This is a genomic window from Polaromonas sp., assembly GCF_039932935.1.
GTDB lineage: Bacteria > Pseudomonadota > Gammaproteobacteria > Burkholderiales > Burkholderiaceae_C > Polaromonas.
This window is the reverse complement of sequence record NZ_JBDTPB010000050.1, coordinates 28773-54440: the sequence shown is the minus strand read 5'-3', so window position 1 is coordinate 54440 and position 25668 is coordinate 28773. Positions and strand designations below refer to the sequence as shown.

Annotated in this window: 20 protein-coding genes; 10 read left to right on the top strand and 10 right to left on the bottom strand. The window is 60.4% G+C overall.

Annotated elements, in window-relative coordinates; genetic code table 11:
* Positions 1-5: 5 nt before the first annotated feature.
* Genes ABI546_RS09690 through ABI546_RS09660 form a run of 7 tightly spaced genes read right to left on the bottom strand, consistent with a single transcriptional unit; the run spans position 6 to position 5103 of the window.
* Positions 6-713: an urease accessory UreF family protein gene (locus ABI546_RS09690; protein ID WP_348046385.1), complete on the bottom strand. Its 708-nt coding sequence runs from the start codon at positions 711-713 to the stop codon at positions 6-8.
* 6 nt (positions 714-719) lie between these two features.
* Positions 720-1370: an urease accessory protein UreE gene (gene ureE, locus ABI546_RS09685; protein WP_348046384.1), complete on the bottom strand. Its 651-nt coding sequence runs from the start codon at positions 1368-1370 to the stop codon at positions 720-722.
* A gap of 6 nt (positions 1371-1376) precedes the next feature.
* A complete protein-coding gene (ureC, locus tag ABI546_RS09680; protein WP_348046383.1) occupies positions 1377-3095 on the bottom strand; it encodes an urease subunit alpha in 1719 nt (572 codons plus the stop codon).
* A gap of 32 nt (positions 3096-3127) precedes the next feature.
* On the bottom strand, positions 3128-3793 hold the full coding sequence (locus tag ABI546_RS09675) for a LysE family transporter (RefSeq protein ID WP_348046382.1): 666 nt from the start codon (positions 3791-3793) through the stop codon (positions 3128-3130).
* A 21-nt stretch (positions 3794-3814) separates the two neighbouring features.
* Positions 3815-4120, bottom strand: a complete 306-nt coding sequence (locus ABI546_RS09670) for an urease subunit beta (RefSeq protein WP_348046381.1) — start codon at positions 4118-4120, stop codon at positions 3815-3817.
* A gap of 10 nt (positions 4121-4130) precedes the next feature.
* Positions 4131-4751 carry a HupE/UreJ family protein gene (locus ABI546_RS09665; RefSeq protein WP_348046380.1) on the bottom strand — a complete coding sequence of 207 codons (621 nt, stop codon included), beginning with the start codon at positions 4749-4751 and terminating at the stop codon, positions 4131-4133.
* Positions 4752-4800: 49 nt separating this feature from the next.
* A complete protein-coding gene (locus ABI546_RS09660) occupies positions 4801-5103 on the bottom strand; it encodes an urease subunit gamma (protein WP_348046379.1) in 303 nt (100 codons plus the stop codon).
* Between the two features lie 260 nt (positions 5104-5363).
* Between ABI546_RS09660 and ABI546_RS09655 the strand changes: the two genes are divergently transcribed.
* From ABI546_RS09655 to infA, 4 genes are all read left to right on the top strand, one after another.
* Positions 5364-8756 (top strand): ATP-binding protein, encoded by a 3393-nt coding sequence (locus ABI546_RS09655; protein ID WP_348046434.1) that lies wholly within the window; start codon positions 5364-5366, stop codon positions 8754-8756.
* Entirely contained in the window at positions 8740-9771 is a 1032-nt protein-coding gene (locus tag ABI546_RS09650; RefSeq protein WP_348046378.1) for a response regulator transcription factor, read from the top strand. Before ABI546_RS09655 ends, ABI546_RS09650 begins: the two co-directional genes overlap by 17 nt.
* A 577-nt stretch (positions 9772-10348) precedes the next feature.
* The gene (locus tag ABI546_RS09645) at positions 10349-10585 is read left to right on the top strand and encodes a hypothetical protein (protein ID WP_348046377.1); all 237 of its coding nucleotides are present in this window, start codon (positions 10349-10351) and stop codon (positions 10583-10585) included.
* 63 nt (positions 10586-10648) lie between these two features.
* Positions 10649-10906, top strand: coding sequence for a translation initiation factor IF-1 (infA, locus tag ABI546_RS09640; RefSeq protein ID WP_092132708.1), 258 nt, complete (start codon positions 10649-10651; stop codon positions 10904-10906).
* Positions 10907-10990: 84 nt separating this feature from the next.
* Here the strand turns inward: infA and ABI546_RS09635 are convergent, their stop codons facing one another.
* Together ABI546_RS09635 and ABI546_RS09630 are read right to left on the bottom strand one after the other, a co-directional pair.
* Positions 10991-12337 (bottom strand): dicarboxylate/amino acid:cation symporter, encoded by a 1347-nt coding sequence (locus tag ABI546_RS09635; protein ID WP_348046376.1) that lies wholly within the window; start codon positions 12335-12337, stop codon positions 10991-10993.
* 188 nt (positions 12338-12525) lie between these two features.
* Entirely contained in the window at positions 12526-13134 is a 609-nt protein-coding gene (locus ABI546_RS09630; RefSeq protein WP_348046375.1) for a DUF502 domain-containing protein, read from the bottom strand.
* A 450-nt stretch (positions 13135-13584) separates the two neighbouring features.
* Between ABI546_RS09630 and ABI546_RS09625 the strand changes: the two genes are divergently transcribed.
* The 5 genes from ABI546_RS09625 to ABI546_RS09605 all read left to right on the top strand — a co-directional run bounded on the left by ABI546_RS09625 (position 13585) and on the right by ABI546_RS09605 (position 16639).
* Positions 13585-13965, top strand: coding sequence for a hypothetical protein (locus ABI546_RS09625; RefSeq protein WP_348046374.1), 381 nt, complete (start codon positions 13585-13587; stop codon positions 13963-13965).
* A complete protein-coding gene (locus ABI546_RS09620) occupies positions 13962-14135 on the top strand; it encodes a hypothetical protein (RefSeq protein WP_348046373.1) in 174 nt (57 codons plus the stop codon). The genes ABI546_RS09625 and ABI546_RS09620 overlap by 4 nt, the downstream gene beginning before the upstream one ends.
* 241 nt (positions 14136-14376) lie before the next feature.
* Positions 14377-14619 carry a hypothetical protein gene (locus tag ABI546_RS09615; protein WP_348046372.1) on the top strand — a complete coding sequence of 81 codons (243 nt, stop codon included), beginning with the start codon at positions 14377-14379 and terminating at the stop codon, positions 14617-14619.
* A gap of 123 nt (positions 14620-14742) precedes the next feature.
* On the top strand, positions 14743-15555 hold the full coding sequence (locus ABI546_RS09610; protein ID WP_348046371.1) for a hypothetical protein: 813 nt from the start codon (positions 14743-14745) through the stop codon (positions 15553-15555).
* A gap of 364 nt (positions 15556-15919) precedes the next feature.
* The gene (locus tag ABI546_RS09605) at positions 15920-16639 is read left to right on the top strand and encodes a hypothetical protein (protein WP_348046370.1); all 720 of its coding nucleotides are present in this window, start codon (positions 15920-15922) and stop codon (positions 16637-16639) included.
* A gap of 495 nt (positions 16640-17134) precedes the next feature.
* On the opposite strand, the gene ABI546_RS09600 is transcribed toward ABI546_RS09605, so the two are convergent.
* The gene (locus tag ABI546_RS09600; protein ID WP_348046369.1) at positions 17135-19525 is read right to left on the bottom strand and encodes an ATP-dependent DNA helicase; all 2391 of its coding nucleotides are present in this window, start codon (positions 19523-19525) and stop codon (positions 17135-17137) included.
* Positions 19526-20008: 483 nt separating this feature from the next.
* Here ABI546_RS09600 and ABI546_RS09595 point away from each other — a divergent pair, with 483 nt between their 5' ends.
* Positions 20009-25564 (top strand): PAS domain S-box protein, encoded by a 5556-nt coding sequence (locus ABI546_RS09595; protein WP_348046368.1) that lies wholly within the window; start codon positions 20009-20011, stop codon positions 25562-25564.
* Positions 25565-25668 lie beyond the last annotated feature (104 nt).

Genomic DNA, 25668 nt, shown 5'->3' with positions numbered 1-25668 from the left:
GGAGATCACGACCGAAACAGCCGCGAATACTGGGTTTCATGCTGTGACGAGAGGATGGCCAGCATGGGTGAAAAGGCCTGGCGTTCCGCATCGGGCAAGCGCATGGCGGCCTCGACGGCTGCGGGTATGGCGCCTGCAAGGCGCGCCAGCATGCGCTGACCGGCGCTTTGCCCCAGAGGGACGGATTTGATTGCGGCCTGGGTCATGTTTTCGGCCCAGCCAAACGCGTAGGCCAGCAGGCAATCACGCGCACCGGCTTCGGTTTGCGATACCGCGAGTGCAAAGGCGACGGGGAAGGTCGGTTGCATTTGCGCGCAGGCGTCAATGTGAGCCACGTTGGCGCCGTCGTGGTTGCGTAACCAGTCGAGCAGGGAACGTCCCATCTGTTCGGCTTGTGCGCGAAGTTCGCTGGTTTCCCGGGTTTGCAGCACCCAGTCATTGAGCTGCCGCACGCGTGACAGGTCGGCCGAGCGCCAGGCAGGAATGGCCTGAGCAACCACTGCCAGGTCACCGCGCGCGAGGCCCAACTGAAGCTGGTCGGTGAGCCAGTCACTTGCTATCATTTCCGTAGCTGGTTGCGCACGTTCCATGGCGGTTTCAAGCCCTTCCGAGTATGAAAAACCGCCGACAGGCAAGGCCGGGGAGGCCAGCCAGATCAGCTGGAGCAGGCTGGGCGCCGTTAGCTGCCCTGCGGGGGGAACGGACAGGTCCATGGGCGCCTAGTGGCTGTGCGGCTTATGTTTATGGATCTGGATGGCGACCGGTTTGATCCCGTGCGAATGATCGTGGCCGTGGTCGTGCACATGGTTGCAGTCCGGGCCGTGCACATGTGGCGCCGCAGCCTGAGCGGGCGCTTGTTCATGGGCGTGGTCATGTTCGCCGTGATCGTGACTGTCATGGCCGTGGCTGTGACCGCCGGCGCTGTAGGCGCCACCCTCCGGTTCAAAGGCTTCCTTGACCTCGTTCACGATCAGGTGCATGGCGCGCAGCATGTCGGCGAGCACATGATCAGGCTCAATTTTCAGGTGGTCGGGTTTGAGCTCAATCGGCACGTGCCGGTTGCCCAGGTGGTAGGCGGCACGCGTCAGGTCAAAGGGGGAACCGTGTGTTGGGCAAGCCGTGATGCGAAGCACCGTTTGGGGCGCGGCAACCACTTTGACCATGGAGCCGTCTTCCGCCACCAGCACATCGCCGCCACGCACCAGTGTGCCGCGCGGCAGGAAAACGCCGAGATGGCGGGCCAGTGAGTCGGTCGTGTCGAAGCGGCTTTTTTGTCGGACATCCCAGTCGAGTTCGACAGTGGCCGCGCGTTTGACGAGGACAGGCGCAAGACCCGCGCCCTGTGAAATGATTTTGGAAACCTGCAGCATGGCGCCTTAAAACAAAAAGTAGCGTTGTGTCATCGGTAGGCTCTTGGCCGGTTCGCACGTCAAGAGCTGGCCGTCCGCCCGCACCAGGTAGGTCTGGGCATCGACCTCCATTTTCGGCGCATAGTGGTTGTGCACCATGTGGCGTTTTTGTACACCGCGAATGTTCTTCACGGCGCTGAGATTTTTTGCGAGGCCGAAGCGCTCGCCAATGCCGGCGGCCAACCCGGCTTGCGAGACAAAGGTCAGCGAGCCCTTGGCGATGGCGCCGCCAAAGCCGCCGAACATGGGCCGGTAATGCACCGGCTGTGGCGTTGGTATGGACGCATTAGGGTCGCCCATGGCGGCCAGGGCAATGAAACCGCCCTTGAGGATGGTCGATGGTTTGATGCCGAAGAACGCCGGCCGCCAAACGACCAGGTCGGCCCATTTGCCCACTTCCACAGAACCGACCTCGTGCGAGATGCCGTGCGCGATAGCCGGGTTGATGGTGTATTTGCTGATGTAGCGCTTGATGCGGAAGTTGTCGTGGCGTTCGCTGTCGTCGGGCAACTTGCCGCGCTGTTGCTTCATCTTGTGCGCGGTCTGCCAGGTGCGAATGATGACTTCACCGACACGGCCCATGGCCTGACTGTCGGAGCTGAACATGCTGATTGCACCCAGGTCATGCAGGATGTCTTCGGCCGCAATGGTTTCCTTGCGAATACGGCTTTCCGCAAAAGCCAGGTCTTCGGCGATGCCCGCATCCAGATGGTGGCAGACCATCAGCATGTCCACATGCTCGTCGAGCGTGTTGACGGTGTAAGGCATGGTCGGGTTGGTAGACGAGGGTAAAAAGTTTTGCTCGCCCACCACGCGCAGGATGTCGGGGGCGTGGCCGCCGCCCGCGCCTTCGGTGTGGAAGGCGCACAGGCTGCGGCCCTTGGTCGCGGCAATGGTGTTCTCGACGAAACCGGATTCATTGAGCGTGTCGCTGTGGATGGCGACCTGCGTATCAGTGGCCTCGGCCACGTCCAGGCAGTTGCTGATGGCGGCCGGCGTGGTGCCCCAGTCTTCATGCAACTTGAGGCCGATCACGCCGGCATTGATCTGTTCGTGCAGTGCAGCCGGCAGGCTGGCGTTGCCTTTGCCCAGAAAACCCAGGTTCATGGGAAATGCGTCGGCCGACTGCAGCATGCGTTCGATGTTCCAGGGGCCGGGCGTGCAGGTAGTGGCAAAGGTGCCAGTGGCCGGGCCCGTGCCGCCGCCCAGCATGGTGGTCACTCCCGAGGTCAGGGCTTCCTCGATCTGTTGCGGGCAGATGAAGTGGATGTGCGAGTCGATGCCGCCGGCCGTGACGATCATGCCTTCGCAGCTGATGATTTCGGTGCCGGGGCCGATGACGATGTCCACGCCAGGCTGCACGTCCGGGTTGCCCGCCTTGCCGATGGCGGCGATGCGTCCGCCCTTGAGGCCAATATCGGCCTTGACGATACCCCAGTGGTCGATGATGAGGGCATTCGTCATCACCGTGTCCATCGCGCCCTCGGCATTGGTTCTTTGCGACTGGGCCATGCCGTCGCGAATGGTCTTGCCGCCGCCGAACTTGACTTCCTCGCCATAGCTGCCGGCGCGCAGGGTGTAATCAGCCTCAACCTCGACTATCAGGTCGGTGTCCGCAAGCCGCAGCCGGTCCCCTACCGTGGGGCCGAACATTTCCGCATAGGCGCGGCGTCCAATGGTTGCCATTTTTATGATTCCTTGAGGGCGTAAAACGAGCGCTAGGGTTGATGCACCACGGAAACCGGTGGGCTTGCAGCAGCTTGCGCGGCAGGCTGAAAAAGATCGCGCAGGCTACCCAGCGCCAGGGCCAGCAAGGCCACCGCGCAAAGCCGATAAGTGAACCGCGCCCACTGAGTTCCGGCACGGCGGAACAGTCTGTCCACCAGCGCGGCGCAGACAAAGCACCACACCACCGAAGCCACCATGAAGCCGGCCAAAAATATGCCGTAGTGCTGGGCCGTGGGATTTGACACGCCAACCGCGCCCATCGCACCACCCATGGCTGCCCAGTAGGCAATGTTTTGCGGATTGGTCAAGGACAGCAGCATGCCTTTTCGCATCGGCCGGCTGTTCTTTGTCGGCGCGGCATCGACGCTGTACTCAACCCTTGACGCCTGCCAGCTGTCCCACGACAGCCACATCAAATAGGCTGCACCGGCAATGCCAATCGGCAAGCGCAGCGCATCCAACTGCAGCGCCAGGCCAATGCTCGCCAAGCCGAAAACAGCCCAGGCGGCGTCCCCGACCAATGAGCCGAGCTGCACGTCGAAAGCTGGCTGGAAACCCCCGCGCGCGCCCTGGCGCACGGTTTCTGCGAACACGGCACCCGGCGCGGCATTAAAAACCAGCCCCAGAAAAAAAGCGGTGATGAACAGTGTTGTCATGGCTTTTGTGCGAGACGGGCCTCAGAGGCCGCCTTGCGTCAGCCCGCGAAAGCCGTAGACCTGGCGGTCACCCGCATAGTCCACCAGCTCCACCGTGCGTTGCTGCCCCGGTTCAAAGCGCACAGCGGTTCCGGATGCGATATTGAGCCGCATGCCGCGCGATGCGTTGCGGTCAAAGCCGAGCGCGCCATTGGTTTCGGCAAAGTGATAGTGCGAGCCGACCTGGATGGGCCGATCGGCAGTGTTCTGTACCACCAGCGTCAAAGTGCGGCGGCCGGCGTTGATCTCGTGGTCAGCGCCGTCGGTGATGAGTTCTCCGGGGATCATGGCTTGCCCTTCAGGCCAGTTGGGCCAGCAGGGTCACACCGAAGATGGCGACAAGGGCACCGGCCACACGTGGCACCCAGACATTGGCGCTGCGTAGTGCCCAGCCGACGCCCAGGCCCGTGAGGTGCAGCAGAACGGTGGCACTCAGCATGCCCGCCAGCGTGACCCAGGCGTTGGGGGCGTCGGCCAGCTCATAGCCGTGGGCCAGGCCGTGGAAGACGGCAAACACGCCGACGATCAGCGCGGCAGCAATACCCGGTACGTGCCAGCGGGTAACGACCAGCAGGCCGGTGACCAGCAGGGAAGCCGCGATCATGGGCTCCACCGCAGGAATCTGCATACCCTGCAACCCTAGCACCGCGCCGGCCAGCAGCATCCCGGCAAAACCCAGCGGGCCCCACAGCAGCTCAGGCCCGGCCCGGCGCGCGGCCAGGGCGCTCCACAGACCCACCGAGACCATGGCGGCCAAGTGGTCCATGCCGGTGAGCGGATGGAAAAAGCCGGTGAAAAAGCCGAGGTGTGAGTGCTCGTCGGCACCGGTGTGCGCACCGGCGGCAAAGGGCAGGGCGGCCAGCAGCAAGGCTGCGATGGCGGGGAGGGCAATCTGGCGAGCGGAAGCGGAAAGGCGCATGCTTGTTCTCCGTTTTTTAAGAATCAACATCAGGTTTGACAAGGGCCGGCTAAACGATGGGCTGGTGCACGGTCACAAGCTTGGTGCCGTCGGGGAAGGTCGCCTCGACCTGTATGTCGGCGATCATCTCGGCAATGCCGTCCATCACGTCGGCGCGGGTCAGCACGGTGCGGCCTTCGCTCATCAACAGGGCCACCGACTTGCCGTCGCGCGCACCTTCCATGACGGCGGCGCTGATGAGCGCAACAGCTTCCGGGTAATTGAGCTTCAGGCCACGGGCCTTGCGGCGTTCAGCCAGCAAAGCGGCGGTGAAGATCAGGAGCTTGTCTTTTTCGCGTGGAGTGAGTTCCATGGGGTGCGGGGCTTGGTTTCGGGTTGGCTGAGCCGTCTGAAAAAGGCAGGGTTATCGATCGGGTGATTATTGATGATGGACTGAAAGCAGGATATACGCCATCGGGCGCAGGGTTTTTGCCCAGGGCAAGGGCCTTCAAGTGGCATGAAACCTGCGGACAAGAGGCTGTGCAGCACCCCGAACGCCCCTCCCTGAACGAAGCGCCACAGCACGTGGTGAAGGTCAGGCGCGACTACAACAGCTGGGTGGCCAGCGAAACCATGGAAGACTACGCCCTGCGCTTCACGCCGCAGCGCTTTCGCAAGTGGTCGGAATGGCGGGTGGCCAATACCGCTTTCGGCGCGGCGTCCTTCCTGATTCTGGAAGCCGTCGGCGCCACCTTGCTGGTCAAGTACGGCTGGACCAATGCCTTCTGGGCCATCATGGTCACGGGCCTGATCATCTTCCTGGCAGGTCTGCCCATCAGCATTTACGCCGCTCGCTATGGGGTCGACATGGACTTGCTGACCCGCGGTGCGGGCTTCGGGTATATCGGCTCGACGCTGACCTCGCTGATTTACGCCTCCTTCACCTTCATCTTTTTTGCGCTGGAGGCGGCCGTCATGGCCTATGCGCTGGAGCTCGCGCTCAATATCCCGCCCAGTTGGGGTTACCTTATCTGCGCGCTTGTGGTGATTCCGCTGGTCACTCACGGCGTCTCTGCCATCTCCCGCCTGCAAGTCTGGACGCAGCCTTTGTGGCTCGTCATGCTGGTGGTGCCGTTTGTCTATGTGCTGTTGCGCGATCCCGGTGCGTTTTCAGGGGTGTTGCACTACGGCGGGGAAACTGGGACGAGTGGAGAGTTCAATTTGCACCTTTTTGGTGCTGCTTTGACGGTGGGGATTGCGCTCATCACCCAAATGGGCGAGCAAGCCGACTATTTGCGCTTCATGCCGGTGCAAACGCCCGCCAACCGCTGGCGATGGTGGGGGGGCGTTCTGGTCGGCGGACCCGGCTGGGTGCTGCTCGGTGTGGTGAAGATGCTGGGCGGCGCCTGTCTGGCGTTTCTGGCCATTTCGAACATGGTGCCGCTGGACCGGGCCGTCGACCCTAACCAGATGTACCTGGCAGCCTACGAGTATGTTTTTCCGAATTACGGCATGGCTGTGGCGGCTACTGCGCTGTTCGTGGTGGTGTCGCAGCTCAAGATCAATGTGACCAATGCCTACGCCGGCTCCCTCGCCTGGTCGAATTTTTTCTCGCGCATCACCCACAGCCATCCCGGCCGGGTGGTCTGGGTGGTGTTCAACACGCTCATTGCCTTCATGCTGATGGAAATGAATGTGTTCCAGGCGCTGGGCGACGTGCTGGGTTTGTATTCCAATATCGCCATTGCCTGGGTGATGGCGGTCGTGGCGGATCTGGTCATTAACAAGCCGCTGGGTCTGTCTCCCAAGGGCATCGAATTCAAGCGGGCCCTTCTGTACGACATCAACCCCGTCGGGGTTGGCGCCATGGCACTGGCATCTGTGCTGTCGGTGACGGCGCATCTGGGGCTTTACGGCGAAATGGCACGGGCGTTTTCGGCGGTGATCGCCATGGGCACCGCATTCGTGGCAGCGCCGCTGATCGCTTGGGCAACCCGGGGTCGGTACTACATTGCACGCACCTCAGGCACCAACGTTTCGTCCGGTTCCTTTCAGCGCTATGCGACGCAGCAGTGCGTCATTTGCGAACGCGACTATGAGGGGCCGGACATGGCGCATTGCCCCGCCTACCAGGGGCCGATCTGTTCCTTGTGCTGCACGCTGGACGCGCGGTGCGGCGACCTTTGCAAACCGCACGCCAGCTTGTCGGCGCAGTGGTCGGGTGCGTTACGTTGGCTGCTGCCTCACCGCGCCTGGCCATACCTCGACACCGGACTGGGCCATTTTTTGTTGTTGATGCTGATCATCGTGCCGCTGCTGGCGAGCGTGTTTGGATTGCTCTACCACCAGGAAATCAGTGCGTTGGCAGATCTCGGGCCCCCCGAGCCGGCTCTGCGTTCAGGTTTTTTGAAGGCCTACATGGCCTTGCTCGTCATTGCTGGGCTCGTGGCGTGGTGGCTGGTACTGGCACATAAAAGCCGGCAGGTCGCGCAAGAGGAATCCAACCGCCAGACGCATTTGCTGATGCGCGAGATCGAGTCACATCGGCAAACAGATGAGGCGCTGCAGCAGGCCAGGACTGTGGCAGAAGAAGCCCGCCGTCACGCCGACCAGGCCAACCAGGCCAAGAGCCGCTACATCAGTGCCATCAGCCACGAACTGCGCACACCGCTCAACAGCATCCTGGGTTATGCGCAGCTGATGGGCGAAGACAGTGCCATTCCGCCGCATCGCAAACAGGCCGTCAGCGTGATCAAGCGCGGGGGCGAGCATTTGCTTTCACTGATTGAGGGAACGCTCGACATTGCCCGCATCGAGGCGGGCAAGCTCACCCTCAATGTCAAACCCATGCATTTCGCAGACTGCGTGCATGAGATGGCAGGCATGTTCGAGCTGCAGGCCGCCGCCAAAGGCCTGGGGTTTCACTTTGAGGCCAGCGGTAATTTGCCGGAGCTGGTGCGGGCGGATGAAAAACGCGTACGGCAGATCCTGATCAACTTGCTGGGCAACGCCATCAAGTTCACGGCACAAGGCCATGTGAATTTCAAATTGCGCCATGCGCGCGAGATGGCCTACATCGATATTGAAGACACCGGCCCGGGCATGGGTGAGGCCGAGTTGGCCCGGATTTTTGAGCCCTTTGCGCGGGGAACTACGGCCGGTCACAGTGCGGAAGGCACACCCGGTGCCGGCTTGGGCTTGACGATTGCCAAGATGCTGACGGACCTCATGGGCGGTGAAATGACGGTCATCAGCACCCCCGGGGCGGGGTCGATTTTCCGCATACGGCTGTTTTTGCCAGAGGTCCACGTCGTTGCAGGGGGAGTTAAAGACGCGGCCACGAAGCCTGTGCGGCGTCAGCCGCGCGGCTACGAAGGCGTGCGCCGCAAGCTGCTGGTTGTGGACAACGAAGAGCCTGATCGGGAACTCCTGGTCCAGCTGCTTGAGCCCATGGGGTTCGAGCTACGCACCGCCGCCAGTGGGCACGATTGCATGGACTTGCTCGCCACCGGTTACCAGCCCGATGTGATTTTCATGGACCTCGCCATGCCGGGTATTGATGGTTGGGAAACCCTTCGCCGCGTGCGCGGGCTGGGGCGTGAAGGCACGCATCTCGCCATTGTTTCCGCCAACGCATTTGACAAGGGCGCAGAAAACGACGCCGGCATTCTCCCGGAAGACTTCATCCTTAAACCCGTCCGGCACACGGAACTGATCGACTGGCTGGAGCGGCGATTGGCCCTGACGTGGCGTTATGACGTTTCACCGAATGACGATGTCCCTGTGGCCCAGGTTGCCAGCGTGCCGCGTATATTGCCTGATGCCGTGCAGCTTTCGGCGTTGCTGGAGGTGGTGAATCTCGGGTTCTATCGGGGCATCATGAACAATCTGGCAGAGATTGAAAGACAACGACCCGACGCCGCTGTCTTTGTGGATGAGATGCGTGTGTTGGCGCGGCAGTTTCAGTTTGAAGCCATGAGCCGCCAGCTGACCACCCAGGAGGCAGGCCATGAGCAACGTGCTTGAGGGCGGACCCGCGCTGGAGCGAAAGCTGGACCGCACCCTGGACCGGGCCAACAGCGATATCGTGCTGATTGTGGACGACGTGCCCGACAACCTGTCGGTCCTGCACGATGCGCTCGATGAATCAGGCTATACCGTCCTTGTGGCCACCAGTGGCGAGGCGGCACTGCAGCGTGCGTTGCAGGCTCTGCCCGACATCATTTTGCTCGACGCGATGATGCCCGGCATGGATGGTTTTGAGGTCGCCAAGCGGCTGAAGGCCATGGCCGAAACAGCTCATATTCCCATTATTTTCATGACCGGTCTCACGGAAACCGAGTACCTTGTGGCGGCATTGGAAGCCGGTGGAGTTGACTACGTCACCAAGCCGATCAAGCCGAAGGAAGTCATGGCGCGAATGGGCGTGCATCTGCAGGGCGCCCGCCGCGCCAGGCAGGAAGCGCGGCAGGCGGGCCAGGCACGCAACGCGCTGGACGCTTTCGGGTACGCCAGTATCACGGTGCGCATGGGCGGCCAGGCCGACGGCAAGCTGATCTGGCAAACGCCGTTGGCGCGTGAGCTGCTGATGCGCTACTACGGCACATCGGCGCCGCAAACACCCGAACCGGTGTTGAACTGGCTGCGTCATCACATGGCCGAGGCCGAGCGACAGATCGAGCCGCCGCGCCTGGCGGTGGAGCTTGGCCCGCGGCGCTTGACCTTCAGGCTGCACCAGCAGACCGACGACGGAGACCGCGGCGGCGACTGGCTGATCGTCATGCGCGAAATTTCCGACGATGCGGTGGTGGAAGCCATGAGCCTGAGCTTCAAGCTCACGGCCCGGGAGGCCGAAGTGCTGTATTGGGTGGTCAAGGGTAAAACCAACCGCGATATCGGCGATATCCTGGGCTCCAGCCCGGCGACGGTTAAAAAGCATCTGGAACGGGTCTATGCCAAATTGGGCGTGGAAACCCGCACCGCCGCCGCGGGTATGGCCATGAACCGCATTCGGCAACTTCATCCGCAATTTGAGGGGTAAACATGGCCCTCACGGTCGCTCAATTCGTGTAGCTCCCCGCCCCCCGAGGGGGCCGCCGCGCCTGCGGTCTGGCAAAGCCAGTCCCGCGGCCCCTGCTTGGGAAGAGAAGAGCCCTCATGGTCGCTCACTGCATGTAGTTTCCTGCCCCCCGAGGGCGCCGCTGCGCCTGCGGCCCAGCAAAGCCGGTTCCGCGGCCCCTATTTGCAAGAAGAGGGGGCTGGCCTCGCGCTGTACCCGGTTTTGTGCAAGCTCATGCGTCAGCGGTTACAATAAGAGATTCGGTAAAGCATCAGCTTTTTACATCGAGGCCTTTTCCCAACAGGCTTCCTTCTCAAATGCGGCGCTTCCCAGAGCCCGAATCCACAGTGTTTTCAGTGCCCATACAGCGCTGAACCCTCTCAACACTGTTCCGTTTTCCCGGCGAGCACTATTCCCGACAGTGCCCACTCATGGCTCAACCAGCCCAGCCCCTTGAACCAGGGCCTGGCGGGTGGAAACCGAACACCCTCCGGCTTGCTCGCAAGCCGATTACTCCTTATTTATCAAGCCGGGACATATAACCCGGCACGGACTTTTTATGAACGTAGATCACAACAAAATCTCGGTGGGCAAGTACCTTGTCTCACCACTGGCGAAGCAGCAAGGCGAAGGCTACGCTGCATCGGTCTCCATCCGCTCCGGACGCGGCAGCGCCACGCATGACCGCGTGATGCGCTTCAGCGGCCTCTTTGAAAGCGCGGCCTCGGCCGTGCATTACGCAACGGAACACGCCCTTGGCTGGATTCACGAGCGCTCAACGCCGGCCTGCGCATAAAGCATTGCCGGCCTTTACAACAGATATCACGGACAATTTTTTCAATTCCCTAGGAGTTACATCATGGCCAAAGAAGAACTGATTGAAATGCATGGACTGGTAGACGAAGTGTTGCCGGATTCGCGCTTTCGCGTCACGCTCGACAACGGCCATAAACTGGTGGCCTATACCTCGGGCAAGATGCGTAAAAACCATATCCGCATCCTTGCCGGCGACCAGGTGTCGCTGGAACTGTCGCCCTATGACCTGAGCAAGGGCCGGATTACCTTCCGCCACATTGCGGGCCGTGGCCCAGGCCCTGCACCGCGCCAGGCCCGCTAAGAGTCATTCACAAAGCATCAAGCCCGGCAGGCGGAGAAAATATTCTCCGCCTGCCGGGCTTGGTCATTTCAGTGGCCGTTGCCTTCAGTGGCGGTTGCCTGCCATGTGCTCCGTTTTTTGATTGAGCAGCACTTCCGGCTCCTGGGCTTCGGTCCAGGTTTCGTTATTGAGCCCCGCTTTCAGCCGGTCGGTGTCCAGCTCGCCGGTCCACTTGGCAACGACCAATGTGGCAACGCCGTTACCGATCAGGTTGGTCAGCGCCCGCGCTTCCGACATGAAGCGGTCTATCCCCAGGATCAGCGCCAGCCCGGCCACGGGCACGGTGCCCACGGCCGACAGCGTGGCGGCCAGCACGATGAAGCCGCTGCCGGTGATGCCCGCCGCGCCTTTTGACGTGAGCAGCAGCACCGCCAGTAGCGTGATTTCCTGCATCAGCGTCATCGGCGTGTTGGTGGCCTGTGCGATGAACACAGCCGCCATGGTGAGATAGATGGACGTGCCATCCAGGTTGAAGGAATAGCCGGTCGGGATCACCAGGCCCACGGTGGTCTTCTTCGCGCCCAGATTCTCCATCTTTTCCATCATGCGCGGCAGCACAGACTCGGACGATGAGGTGCCCAGTACGATCAGCAGCTCTTCCTTGATGTACTTGATGAACTTCCAGATGCTGAAGCCGTGCAGCCTGGCAATCAGGCCGAGGACCACAAAAATGAAGATCAGACAAGTCAGGTAGAAGGCGCCCATCAGCTTGCCCAGCGAGAACAGCGAGTCAACGCCGTACTTGCCGATGGTGAAAGCCATCGCGCCGAAAGCACCTATAGGCGCCAGCTTCATGATGAAGCCGACGATGGTGAACAGCACGTGCGAGGTTTTTTCGACGAAGTCGAACACCAACGTGCCGCGGCCACCGAAGCGGTGCAGCGCGAAGCCGAACATCACGGCGATCAACAGCACCTGCAGGATTTCGCCCTTGGCAAACGCGTCCACCAACGTGGACGGAATGATATTGAGAATGAAGTCGGTGGTGCCCACCATCTTGCCCGGCCCGGTGTAGGCCGCGATGGCTTTGGTGTCCAGCGTGGAAACATCGACATTCATGCCCGCTCCGGGCTTGAGCACGTTGACCAGCACCAGGCCAATGATCAACGCGAAGGTGCTGACGACCTCAAAGTAAAGCAGTGCCAACCCACCGGTCTTGCCCACCTTTTTCATGTCTTCCATGCCGGCGATGCCGATCACCACGGTGCAGAAGATGATCGGCGCGATCATCATCTTGATGAGCTTGATAAACCCGTCGCCCAGGGGTTTCATGTCCGCGCCGATTGTGGGATAGAAGTGACCCAGAACGACCCCGGCTATCACCGCGCATATCACCTGCAAATACAGTGACCGGTAAAGGGGCAACTTGCGGGTGGCGGTGGGTGTTGACATGGCAGGGGCGCATTCAATGAATGCGGTATGTGGTGACTGGGTCGCCAAATATAGTCCTGCCATCCGGTTTTTGGATGTGGAAAACCACACCCTCACAACCCGTTACCACTGACACGCAAGAATGCTTTGTCCTGCTGCTTTACGGCCCTACGACCTTATTGCCTTTTGGATGAACTCCGCCGCGGGTGCTACTTGTTGCCGCGTTCGCCAGCCGCTGCGGGACGTGCCATCCATGCAATCAGCGAAGAGCGCATGGCTTCTTCTACCGACATGTCAATGGGTTGCACCCAGTCGGTCGGCACAAAAACCGTATAGCCCCCGATCATGTAGCCCATTGGCAAATACACCGCGACACGCTCGCCCGGCAAGAAGCCCGATGGCAGGTCTGCGAAGCTGCGGCGCGTGATCAGGCCGACGATTTCCATTGCGTGCCCGGGCATTCGCAATATCACCACGCTTTGCTCGCCCTGTTTGCCCGACGGTGCAAAGTAGTCGGCAAAACTCTTGAGCGACGAGTAGATGCTCTTGACCACCGGCAGGTTGGTAAACGGAAGTTCCGCGAAAGAAAGCACCTTGCGAACGCTTTGCTGGGAGACGAGAAAGCCGATTGCCAGGATGCTCAGTACCCCAAAAGCCAGCCCCATGCCAGGGACGTAAAAACCGCCAATCAAGGGCCGCAACATCCACAAGGCAGCGGTTTCCATCCACGCCAAAAAGATATACAGCAAGTAGATCGTCAGCGCCACCGGCAGGATGGTAATGAGGCCACGAAAGAAATATTTATAGAGGTTTTTCATGGACTTGTTGTCGACGTGTTGTCAATAGCCGCTGCGCAAAATGCACTCGCGAGGCACCCCTGCAATATAACCATTTCACATGGCGCCTCATAAAGCGCTTTTATCGGTCTTTTCCTACATTTTTGAGGTACTAATCACCGCTGTACGCCGCCATGTTTTGCGTAAACTGTCGCGGTACACACGCCGGCTTGTGCCGCGATGTGCGATGGTTAATAAAACATTCACCTAAAACATTCAACCGATCTCACCCAACATGAAATCGAGCAGCGCCATCATCGTGGAACAGCCTGGTCTGGTGAGCTGCTGTGCTGATACCGCAAGAGTCACAAGAGTCACAAGAGCCCGTGCGATGCTGAAAGTTACTTTTCACTCCCTTGATTTGTTCGGGTGGCATGCTCAATTGCACAACACCATATGCCCGGCCGACACGGCCTTTTACTGAGGATTTTTATGAGCCAATCCACGCTGGTTAATGCCAGACTCAACGCACCCTTGCGTTCGCTCGCCTTGACCGTTGAAGAGCGTGCTCCAGGTGAATTTTTCTGGCGCATTCTTGAGAGCCACGCGGATCCCCTGGTGTTTGAATCGCTTTCCTGCTCCGATACCAGTTTTACTGCTTATGACAGTGCACTGGCCACCGGGTATGGTGAGCTGCAGCGTGTGATTGGTCCCGACCTTCAATATGGCCCGCGTCGCGATGAGCCTCAACAGGTTGACTTGTTCGGCGTTGCAGCCGGCGCTGAGGCGGCGAAGAAAGGTCTTGCGGCGGGCGCAACTGATACGCACTCCGGAAGAAGCGCCGGCATCCAGGCCGGTGCGGTACCAGCATGAAATTCGATCTGCAGTCCGAATACGCGCGTCTTCGCGCGCAGCTCGAAGCCCTGCAGGAAGCGCCGGTCAAAGACTTGCCGCGTATTGATCAACTCATCGATGAGTTGGAAAAAATCCAGCTGGCCATCAAGGCCGAGCATGGCGTAAAAGGCAATAACCCCAACGAATAACGCGGATTGGCAGTGCCGATGTCGTTCGCTTAGGGAACGATGAACCACTCACATGCCCGGCGTGTGTGTTTACATTGGTTCACTGCGTAGCATTTTGTGACCTCGCTTGTCCTACACCAGTGGCCGTACCGGACCGACGGCGTACCCAAGGTCTCCTTCGTAAATTGGGCTTAGCTGGCAATCAGGCCAGCCATTTACCAACCGGTGCCCCTTCTAGGCACAACTCAAGGAGCAACACATCATGAAAGTTTCTAAATCCCTGGCTTCCGTAGTGGCCGCTGCCGCCGTTGTGAGTTCCATTGGACTGGCATATGCCCAGACCGACACCACCACGACACCTGCTACGCCTGCAGACACCTCCAGCCAGACCATGCAAAACCAGGGCACCACCAGCCCCGATAGCTCGGCGGCACCCGCTACCACGACTGAAAGCAACACCGCTGGCTTCCAGACCGAGCGTCCAGCACAGGCTGACCGCAACTAAGCCAACCTCATGCGCTTTGACTCGCTCCGGGAGCCTCGTCTTTGACAGGCTCGGCTTCCGGAGCATTTTCACGTCTAACACCCTGTCGTCGTTTTCAACGTGACCATGTTCCGGTCTCAAAACATGTTTGAAACGCCTGCTTCTCAATTGCCGAATGCGGTGTCGCCCAGCACTGAAACAGACGCCACCTCGCGCTCGGATATTTTTGACGGTATCAAGCAAGGCATATTGCTGGGTGCAGCGTTGCTGGTGCTGGCGCTACCCCTTTTTCACGCGCGGCCTCATTCTTCACCCGCCCCCCAAGCTGTTTCGCCCGGCACCTTGCAATTGGCGCCCACCTTGCACTTTGCCGATTTCGGCGAAGAGCCCGCCTCGGACGAGGCGCGGCAGGTTGCCAACTGGGTGGTTTCGTCCGGAGACAACCGCCGTCTGTTCTTTGTCATTCTCGACAAGCTCAACACCAAGGTGTTTGTTTTTGAACCCTCCGGAAAATTACGCAGTGCCACACCGGTGTTGATAGGAGCCGCTGTCGGTGATGACTCGGTCATTGGAATCGGTGGACGCCCCATCGCGCAAGTGCAGCCGCATGAGCGCACCACGCCTGCAGGCCGGTTTATGGGCGAGCCTGGCCGAAATACCTTGGGTGAAGATGTCGTCTGGGTTGACTATGACGCGGCTGTGTCCATGCACCGCGTCCGGACACTGGAACCCAAGGAGCGCAGGCTGGAAAGGCTGGCGTCGCCCCGCACAGATGACAACCGTATTTCCTACGGCTGCATCAACATGCCGGTCGCATTTTTTGAAGACGTGCTCAAGCCTGCATTCAATGCGAGTTATGGCGTGATTTACGTGTTGCCGGAAGTCAAACCGCTGGCTGAAGTTTTCCCTGCCGCCCATGCGCTGGCCGGCAAGCAGGGGCTTCGTCCCGCTGCATAGGTCTTCTCACTCTTAGTGGGTCTTCCCATCTTTTCACGCGGGATTTGTAACAGGCCCGCTTCCTACTTTTCTGTGTTGTTGCAACCTCACACCTAAAGTGCGAAAAATGTCCTGTTTTCGCACCTGTTACGAAATGGCCGCTCAATAATTTTTGTCAGAAAAAAGGCCCGAATGCGCAATGCATTCAACGGCGTATAGCTATAAAAAGGATAGCGACCCGTCCCGGGTTTCTGAGGGTTTTCCGTTGTGAACATTTGCTTGCATCGCTAACATGATGCAACCAGCCGGACTTCTCCCGAGAGGGCGAAACCGGCTTTCTGATGCGCTTGCGCACAGGCTCATGAATTCACTCCCCAGGACCAGGATGTTGTTGAACGCAAAGGCACTGCACGCAAGAATCGTTTGCACGATTGCCTTGGCCATTCTCGGCGCCACCTCCGCCCAGGTGTCTGCCACTCCTCTTGAGTCGCAACCAGCACGCATACCGGACGCCCTTGAGGCGGTTGGCGACAACATTGCGGCCGAAGGAGCCTTGGTATCCGCCTCGCCTGATGCACGCTACGCCCTGCGTTGGGTTATGTCTTCTCGCGACAACCAGGGGCTTCCTTTTGTGATGGTCGACAAAAAAGGCGGGCGCATTTTTGTATTCGAGGCGACGGGGCAGCTGCGCGGCGTTTCCCCGGTATTGACCGGCTTGACACCCGGTGACCATGCGGTGCCCGGTATGGCGCAGCGCAGTGTTGGCAGCCTTCGCGTGGACGAACGCACCACGCCGGCGGGGCGTTTTGTTTCCGAGCCCGGCCACAACCTCCAGGGCGAGGCCATTGTGTGGATCGATTACACGGCCAAGCTGGCAATCCATCGTCTTCGTCCTGCCGCCCAGGCAGAGCGCCGCGCAGAACGATTGGCTTCCGAAACACCTGACGACAACCGCATCTCGCTGGGCTGCGTCGTCGTCCCGGTGAGTTTCTATGAAACTGTCGTAGGCCCCGTGTTGGGCAAAAGCCGGGGTGTGGTGTATATCCTTCCGGAGACCCAGCCGGTGCAGCGCATGCTGGGCGCGCTGCAGTTCAGCCAGCGCTAAAAAAGCCCCTGCACTCATGCCTTCTGGAAGGTTTGGGGCTCAATGTCGCATGGGCCATGCCGTGCCCAAGAGGATGGCTTCACCGCATTCATGCATCTTCTTGCTACCAACTTGCTACTAATTTAGTAGCTGCTTGCGCACATCTTGATTGGGCTGGCGGCCTATTTCACTTTAAATTCACGACTTCTTCGCCGCAGAACCCCCCACCGCAAGGTCCGCAACTACACCGGCGTCAGCGATTCCTTACTTCAGGCAAGGCTGCAGGCTGGCAAAGGCGCTTTGGGCAAGCTTCTACAGTGAAGTTGTCTTTCACCTGACAACAACTTTAGGAGAAACATATGCCTATCATTGCCTGGTTACTCGGCGTTCCCCTCAGCGTTATTTTGCTGTTGATGCTGTTCGGTGTGTTCTAGCACCCGCATTGGATAGATGGGGTCCCTGTACCCTGCAAAAAGCCCGCATCTGCGGGCTTTTTTGTGGGTCTTAGATGCCAGGTCAAGCTGTGGCCGGCTCGCCGCGGCGCGCGCGCAGCCGTGTGACTTTCCACCAACCCGGCAACAGGGCCTGGATTTCCGGCCGCGTAAAGCGGTCGTCAATGAGGTACACCACGCCGCGGTCTGAGGTGGTGCGGATCACCCGCCCGGCCGCTTGAACCACTTTTTGCAGTCCCGGGTACAGGTAGGTGTAGTCGTAGCTCTGTGCGGCACCGAAGTTGGCGCTCATGCGTTCCCGGATCTGCTCATTCACCAGATTGACTTGCGGCAAACCCAGCGTGGCGATAAAAGCGCCAATCAGGCGATCGCCGGGCAGATCAATGCCTTCGGCAAACGAGCCGCCCAGCACGGCAAAGCCAATGCCTTGTGAGGTGGGCGTGAAGCGCGACAGGAAGGCATCCCGGGCCGCTTCTTCCATGCCGCGCGTTTGTTCCCAAACCGGAATATGCGGGTAGCGCCGCCGAAACAAGGCGACAAGTTTTTGCAGGTAGTCGTAGCTGCTCAAAAAAGCCAGGTAGTTGCCCGGTTTGTCGCCGTATTGCCGCGCCATCAGTTCAACGATCGGCGACAGCGACTCCGCGCGATGCTGAAAACGTGTGGAGACGTCGCGCACCGCGCAGACTTGCAGTTGCTCGGCCAGAAAGGGCGACTGAACGTCCGTCCAGACAGTGCCTGCGGGCAGGCCCAGCGTATCGGCGTAGTAATTTTGTGGGCTGAGCGTGGCAGAAAACAGCGCTGTCGACTGCGCTGCGGCAAAGCGCGGCGCTAGAAAGGGCGCGGGCACGACGTTGCGGATGTTCAGCACCGCGCCGGCTTGCCGGTCATTCAGCAGAACCTGTTCTCCCGGTACCGCTGCGTTGTCGTCACCTGGGCCGACGGTGGTATGGCCAGGCTGCAGGGTGACATCAAACAGCGAATGCTCTGCAAAGACCTCGGCCATCCGTGAAAAATGCAGCGCTTCGAAATAAAAGTCCTGCAAGGCACCGTCCATGCGTGTCGGGTTGGCCAGCAAGAAGTCCGTGATCTGGGTCAGTGCCTGGCCCAGCACCTTCAGAAAAGGGGCGGGGAGCTCCGGGTAGACGCGGTACGCTTCGTTCAGGGCCTGCTGCGGCTGGAGCAGCTCGTTCAGGCTTCGGTTGAGCCGCTCCAGGGCGCTCCGAACAGCACGCGGCGCCGTCGCATGCACTTGCTGGAGCTGGTCTTGGGCCAGCGTGGCCGAGTACATCTTTCGCGCGCGCTCCACCAGGTTGTGCGCTTCGTCGACCAGCACGCCCACACGCCACTGGTTGCCTGCCGTCTGGCCATGAAGCAATGCGGTGGTATCAAAATAATAGTTGTAGTCGCCCACCACCACGTCAGACCAGGTGATGAGTTCCTGGCTCAGGTAATAGGGGCATACATGGTGGTCCAGCGCCAGGGCGCGCAGGGCGGTTTTATCCAGCGGCCCGTGGCTGCTCGCGTGGTCGACTGCCGCCTTGCGCGCCTGCGGCAGGCGATCGTAAAAACCTTTGGCCAAGGGGCACGCATCGCCGTGACACGCCTTGCCTGGGTGTTCGCAGGCCTTGTCGCGTGCGACCAGTTCAAGCACACGCAAGGGCAGGGGCTTTTCGGCGTCGTGGGCGCTGCGCTTGATGCGGTGCAGGGCCTCAAGCGCCAGTGCCCGGCCCGGCGTTTTAGCCGCCAGAAAGAAGAGTTTGTCGAACTGCTTTTTGGGCACCGCTTTGAGCAGCGGAAATACCGTCCCAATGGTTTTGCCGATGCCCGTGGGGGCCTGCGCCATCAGGCAGGTGCCGGCCTGGGCTGTTTTATAAACCGCTTCGGCCAACTCGCGCTGGCCCGGTCTGAATTCGGGGTGCGGGAAGGCCAGCGTTTGCAGCGCGGAGTCGCGTGCCTGGCGGTGCGCCAGTTCCTGGTTGGCCCACACCAGAAACCGCTCGCACAGCATTTCGAAGTATTCCTTGAGCGACGCGGCAGAAAACTGCTCGGTCAGCGGCGTTTCCTGTGTGGTGGCCACGTCAAAGTACACCAGTGTCAGGTTGACGGTCTGCAGATTTTTGGCCTGGCACAGCAGCCAGCCGTAAACCTTCAGCTGAGCCCAATGAAGATGCCGGCGGTTGTCGGCCATCGCATGCAGGTCGCCGCGAAATGTTTTAACCTCTTCAAGCTGGTTTTGCTCCCGGTCATAGCCGTCGGCGCGACCGCGCACCTTCAGGGTCTTGTATTCCGCCTCCAGGCTGACCTCCGCCTGGTAAGACTCCCCTCGGCGAGACGCCACCAGGGCGTGGCCGGCCATGCCTTCCTGCGCGGAGGGAGACGGCGTAAAGCGCAGGTCCAGGTCGCCATGCTTGGCCGTGAACTCGCACAGGGCCCGAACAGCCACAAGGTATTTCAATCGGGAGTCGCTCTTTGTCACTGAAAAAAGGGGGAGCGCCCATGGTAGCGCAGGCGTCGAGCCCCGCCTCGCGGTCAGGGCGCAAGACCGCGAGCCTGATGTCGAAACATTCCGTTGCGAGAGTGTTGAAGGAATTAATTACCAGGGCACGCCAAAAAGGGCCGCGATGTAGGCAAGAGGACTTAATGGTTAGTCCTTAAAGAGGCCCTAAGTATGCAAAAAAATGGCATGCTTTGTCGACGGCTTGTGCAAAAGAAATCAGGGTGTTGTCCTATGGCGCAATAACATGCAGCATTACACACTTGCAGTGCGGCGCCTTGAAAGCCAGCTCTTCGCGCGGCGCCCACTTTTTTGTAAAGAAAGTCACCATCACCGGATGAACTCCAGTTTGCCCAGCGCATTCACCGCAGTCCATTGTGAATCTGGCCTGGTGGGTGCGTCCGTGCTTTTGCAGTGTGGCGCTGTGAGCAGGCAGGTTGCCCTATGAAGCGCGACGAGACAAGCGAACAGGCTGAGCAGCGCCTACGGGCCGAGGCGCTCGCGTTGGCGGCCGCCAACGAAGCGCTGAAGCTCGAACTCGCCGAGCAGCAGCGGGCGGTCGAAGCGCTTCGGGATGACATCCGCGGCCTGCGCAACCTGGCCACTATCTCGGCGGACTGGTATTGGGAGCAGGACGCCAATTTCCGTTTTACCGACTTCACGGCCGAAGACAGCAACAGGTCACAGGACGAAGACCTCGACAGTTCCGTGGGAAAGTGCCGCTGGGAACTGCCAGGCGCCCTGCCGGTCAGCACGTCCTGGGAAGACCACCGCGCCATGCTGGCCAAACGCCAGCCCTTCCGCGATTTCGAATACATACGGGTGCTGGAGGACGGCGTTGCGCATTATTTTTCCATCAGCGGCGTGCCGGTGTTCAACAAGGATGAGGAGTTCATCGGTTACCGCGGTATTACGCGCGATATAACAACCAGCAGGCGTGCTGAGGAAAAAGTGCGTAAGGGCGCGCGCTTGCTCGATGACATCGTCGAGAACGTCCCCATCGCTCTTCAGCTGAAATCAGCCACGGACCACCGTTTCCTTGCCTGGAACCGGGCTGCTGAAGAGCTTTATGGCTATACGCGTGAGGAAGCGCTGGGCCACACGGTTCATGATTTGTGGCCCAAGGCTCACGCCCACAACATGCACGCCTCCGATCTTGCCCTGATCGCTGACGGCAAGATGCAGGATTTCCCCGACCGCCTTAACCAGACCAAGCACAAAGGTGTCATTCGCGTTCACATGCGCAAGGTTCCACTGAAGGATTCCAGCGGCGTGGTGACGCATGTCCTGATCACTGCGGAGGACATTACCCAGCGGCTGGCAGACGAGGAGCGTCTGCGCAGCAGCGAACTCCAGTTCCGCAGCCTGACGAGCCTTTCTTCCGACTGGTATTGGGAGACCGATGACAAATTCCGCTTCACCAAGCTTTCGGGGGGGAAAACGGCGGAAGCCAGGCTCGCCATCAACGAGCACATCGGGAAAACACGGTGGGAGATTGACCACAGCGAAGCCAACCAGGAACTATGGGCCCGTCACCGCGCCCTGCTGGAGCGCCACGAAGTCTTCCGGAACTTTGAATACGAGCGCGAAGAAAAAAACGGCCAGCGCGTCACCTTGTGTATCAGCGGGGAGCCGATGGTCGATGCCAAAGGCCGTTTCACCGGGTATCGCGGCGTAGGCACCGACATCACTGCGCGGCTTGAGGCCGAGGCCAAACTGCGCCAAAGCGAAGAGCGCTTTCGCAGCCTCACCGGTCTTTCGTCCGACTGGTACTGGGAACAGGACAAAGACTTCCGCAATACCTTTGTCTCCAATGATCCGCTGCGTTTCACCCTGGGAACCCAGGTCATTGGAGAGGGGCACCGCCGCTGGGATCTCCCCGGTTCTGCACCGCTGGTCGGCACATGGGAAGACCACCAGGCCGTGTTGCAAGCGCATTTGCCGTTTCGCAATTTTGAATACCGCCTGGCGAACGAGGACGGCCGCGCGATTTACCGCAGCGTCAGCGGGCAGCCGGTGTTTGGCGAAGACGGGTCTTTTGAGGGCTATCGGGGCGTGGGCACCGACATCACGTCGCGCAAGGAAGTCGAGACGGCGCTGCGTGTCAGCGAGGGCCGCTTCAGGGCGGTGGTGGGGGCCCTGGCCGAGGGCGTGATCCTGCGGGATGCCGGGGGGCTTATCGTTGACTGCAATGCCAGCGCCGAGCGCATTCTTGGCAGAACCCTGGCTCAGCTCCAGGGCCAGCCTTCGGTCGAGCCCGAATGGCAGAGATTCCGTGAAGACGGCACGCCGATGCCCAGGGAAGAGTGGCCCAGCGTTGCGGCTGTTCGTACAGGCCAGCCACAGTTGAACCGCGTGGTGTGTCACCGCAGGGCCGACGGCAGTGAATTCTGGGCGCTGATCAACGTGCAACCGCTGGTGGATGGGAGCGGCGCGCCGTCGGGGTATGTCAGCACCATTACCGACGTCAGCAAGCGCCGGCAGGCGGAGCAGGAGATCGTCCAGCTCAACGTCAATCTGGAAAAACGCGTGTTGCGCAGAACCGCCCAACTGGAAGCCGCGACCCGGGAGATCGAGGCGTTTTCGTATTCGGTGGCGCATGACCTGCGCACACCTTTGAGCACCATTGACGGCTTCTGCGCCTTGCTTGAAAAAGCCGTGCCGCGCGAAGCTGGCGAGCGCGCTCACCACTTCCTCGGCCGCATACGCAGCAGTGTCCGGCGCATGGGGGAACTCACCGACGGCTTGCTGTCCCTGGCCCAGCTGTCCCGGACCAGCCTGAACTGGGAGTCTGTCGATATCAGTACCGAGGCGGCCAAGATCATCAAGCAGTGGATGGAAAACGACCCGGACCGCCTGGTGCAGATTACCGTTGAGCCCAACATGTGGGGCCGGGCAGACGTTGCGCTGTTGCGCCAGGTGCTCGAAAACCTGATCGCCAACGCATGGAAATTCACATCGAAAAAACCGCACACCGAGATACTGATCGGAAAAGAAGCAGGCACCGACGGCCAAGTGGTTTACTTTGTGCGGGACAACGGTGCCGGTTTCGATATGGCCTACGCCAACAAGCTCTTTGGCACTTTCGAGCGGCTGCATTCGCCGGACGAATTTGCCGGCAGCGGCATCGGGCTGGCCACGGTCAAACGCATCATCACGCGCCACGGCGGAAAGATCTGGGCCCATTCGTCGGTGGGTGAAGGCAGCACCTTTTATTTCACGCTCGGCGGTGAACAGGCAGGAGCCATGCCGGTGGAAGACCCGTCCGACGAGGCCGGGACGGCGTCGTCGGAAAGCGTTTTTCCCGCTAATGCGTTTGGGGACACCGCCGGCGACGCGACCACCGCAAGAGGCGATGCCATCAGCACGGACAACGATGTCTTCACGGTCAGCGACAAGCAGTTCAGCAACGCGTTTGAACATGCGGCCATCGGGATGACGCTGATCGGCATTGATTCCCGCCGGCTTAAGGTCAACACCGCTTTTTGCCAGATGCTGGGTTATTCCGAAGCCGAAATGCTGTCGCGCACCATCTATGACCTGACGCATCCCGACGATATTGAGTGGGACCTGGAACAGCGCCGCAGGGCCCTGGCCGGGGAAATCGAATCTTTCCATGTGGAAAAACGCTACATCCACAAGTCCGGCCGCACGGTCTGGGGCTACATGAGCTGCTCCCTCGTGCGTGATGCCGATAGAAAGCCGCTTCAATTTATCGCCCAGATCCAGGACATCACCGAGCGCAAGCTGACCGAGCAGGTTCTGCGTGAGAGCGAGGAGCGTTTTCGCGCACTCACGGCGCTGTCCTCCGACTGGTTCTGGGAGCAGGACGAGAACTTCCGCTTCGTCGAGGTTCCCGGCGAAGCCCCGAGCGCCTCAGGCATCCCGAAATTGGCCCATGGCAAGACTGCCTGGGAGCTCGACTACATCAACATCGAAGCCGCCGCGTTGGCCGAGTACAAGGCCACGATAGCCCGGCACGAGGTTTTCCGCGACCTTGAAAGTACACGGCGCGACTCCAAGGGGCGGCTGCACTACTTCAGCATCAGCGGCGTGCCGAAATTCGACGCCAACGGAAAATTCACCGGCTACCGCGGCACGGGACGCGAAACCACCGAAATCCGCCGTGTCACCGAGGCCCTGCGCACCAGCGAAGCGCAGCTGCGCGAAATCACCGACACGGTGCCGGCCTGGATCACTTACGCCGACGCCGACCAGCGCCTGTGCTTTCATAACCGGGCCTACGAGGAAGTCTTCGGCATGACGCAGGAGCAGCTCCAAGGCAAGACCATCCGGGACATCGTGGGCGATGAGATGTACGCGCTGATCAAGCCCCGGGTGGAAGAGGTGCTGCAGGGCTACCCGGTGGTCTACGAGCGATCGCAGAAAACCGCCCGCGGCGGCATGCGCGACTACATGGTCAATTATTTCCCGCGCTACGGCGAAGGCGCCGACGAAGGCAAGGTGATTGGCTTCTACACCCTGGCCAACGACGTCACCGAGCTCAAGCGCATAGACCGCATGAAGAGCGAATTCGTCTCGACGGTCAGCCATGAGCTTCGCACGCCACTGACCTCGATCCGGGGTTCACTGGGCCTGATTTCGGGTGGCGTCGCCGGCCAGTTGCCCGACGCTGTCAAGACGCTGGTGGGCATTGCCAAGAGCAACTGCGAGCGCCTGATCAGGCTGATCAATGACATCCTGGACATCGAGAAGATCGAGTCCGGCAAGATGACGCTTGATTTCCAGGTGATCGAGCTTCAGCCCTTGCTCGAGCAAGCGCTGGCCGCCAACGAAGGCTACGGCGCGGCAAAAAATGTCCGTTTGCAGCTCCATTTCCCCGACCGGGAGTTGCAGGTCAGGGTAGACAGCGACCGGCTGACGCAGGTGGTGACCAATCTGCTGTCCAATGCGATGAAGTTCTCCCCCGAAGGCGGCACGGTAGACATCCATGTGGCACGCAGCGAAACCGGCATACGCGTTGAGGTGCGAGACCACGGGCCCGGCATTCCGGAGGAATTCCGCAACCGGATTTTCCAGAAGTTCTCCCAGGCCGACTCTTCCGATACACGCCAGAAAGGCGGTACCGGCCTGGGCCTCAACATCTCGCGGGCCATCATTGAGCGTCTGGGTGGCAGCATCGGCTTTCACACCGACCCGGGCGTGGGAACCACCTTTTTCTTCGAACTGCCTGAATGGGTGGATTCGCCGGTGCGCACCTCAGGTTTCGCCGCGCTGGTGGAGCAGCGGCCACGCATTCTGGTGTGTGAAGACGATCCGGACATTTCCCGCCTGATCAGCATGATGCTGGACAAGGGCGGCTTTGAGACGGAGGCAGCTTTCACGGCGGAGCAAGCCGTCGCGAAGCTGGTTAAAAAACGCTACGCCGCCGTGACCATCGACCTGAAGCTGCCCGACCAGGACGGCATTGCGCTGATCCGCGCGCTGCGCGCCCAGCTGCATACCCGCGATGTGCCCATCGTCGTGGTGTCGGCCTCGGCGGCCGAAGGGAGAATTCAATTTAATGACCAGTCCCTGACGGTGTCCGACTGGCTTGAAAAGCCCATTGACGAAAACCTGCTGGTGCTGGGTGTGCAGCGCGCCATTGCCGACTCGGCGGAAGCCCGCTCCGTGATCCTGCATGTCGAAGACGACCCCGATATCCAGCGCATAGCCGCAACCATTGCGCAAGGTTTCGCAACCTTCGTCTTTGCCGACACAGTGCAGGAGGCGCGTGACCGGCTGAAGGAGCAGCGCTTCGACCTGATCCTTCTGGACCTCAGCTTGCCGGGGGGGTCGGGATGGGATTTGCTCAAGGACATCGAGGCCATGAGCGGGCCGCCACCGGTCGTGATTTTCTCGGCACTGGAAGTAGACAGGATTCAGGCAACGCGTGCCGCCGCCGTGCTGCTCAAAGCCAAAACCTCCAACGCCGAGCTGCTTGAGACCTTGCGGCGCGTGCTCGACCAGACCGGATCAGGAACGCAGGCAGAGAGCTGACACGACACGGGTCGCAGTGCGGCCTGAGTGCGGTGGGTTTGTCGAAAATATTCGTGAAATCCGATCTCCGGCCTTGATAGACGTGCGCCACCAGCTATGGTTTT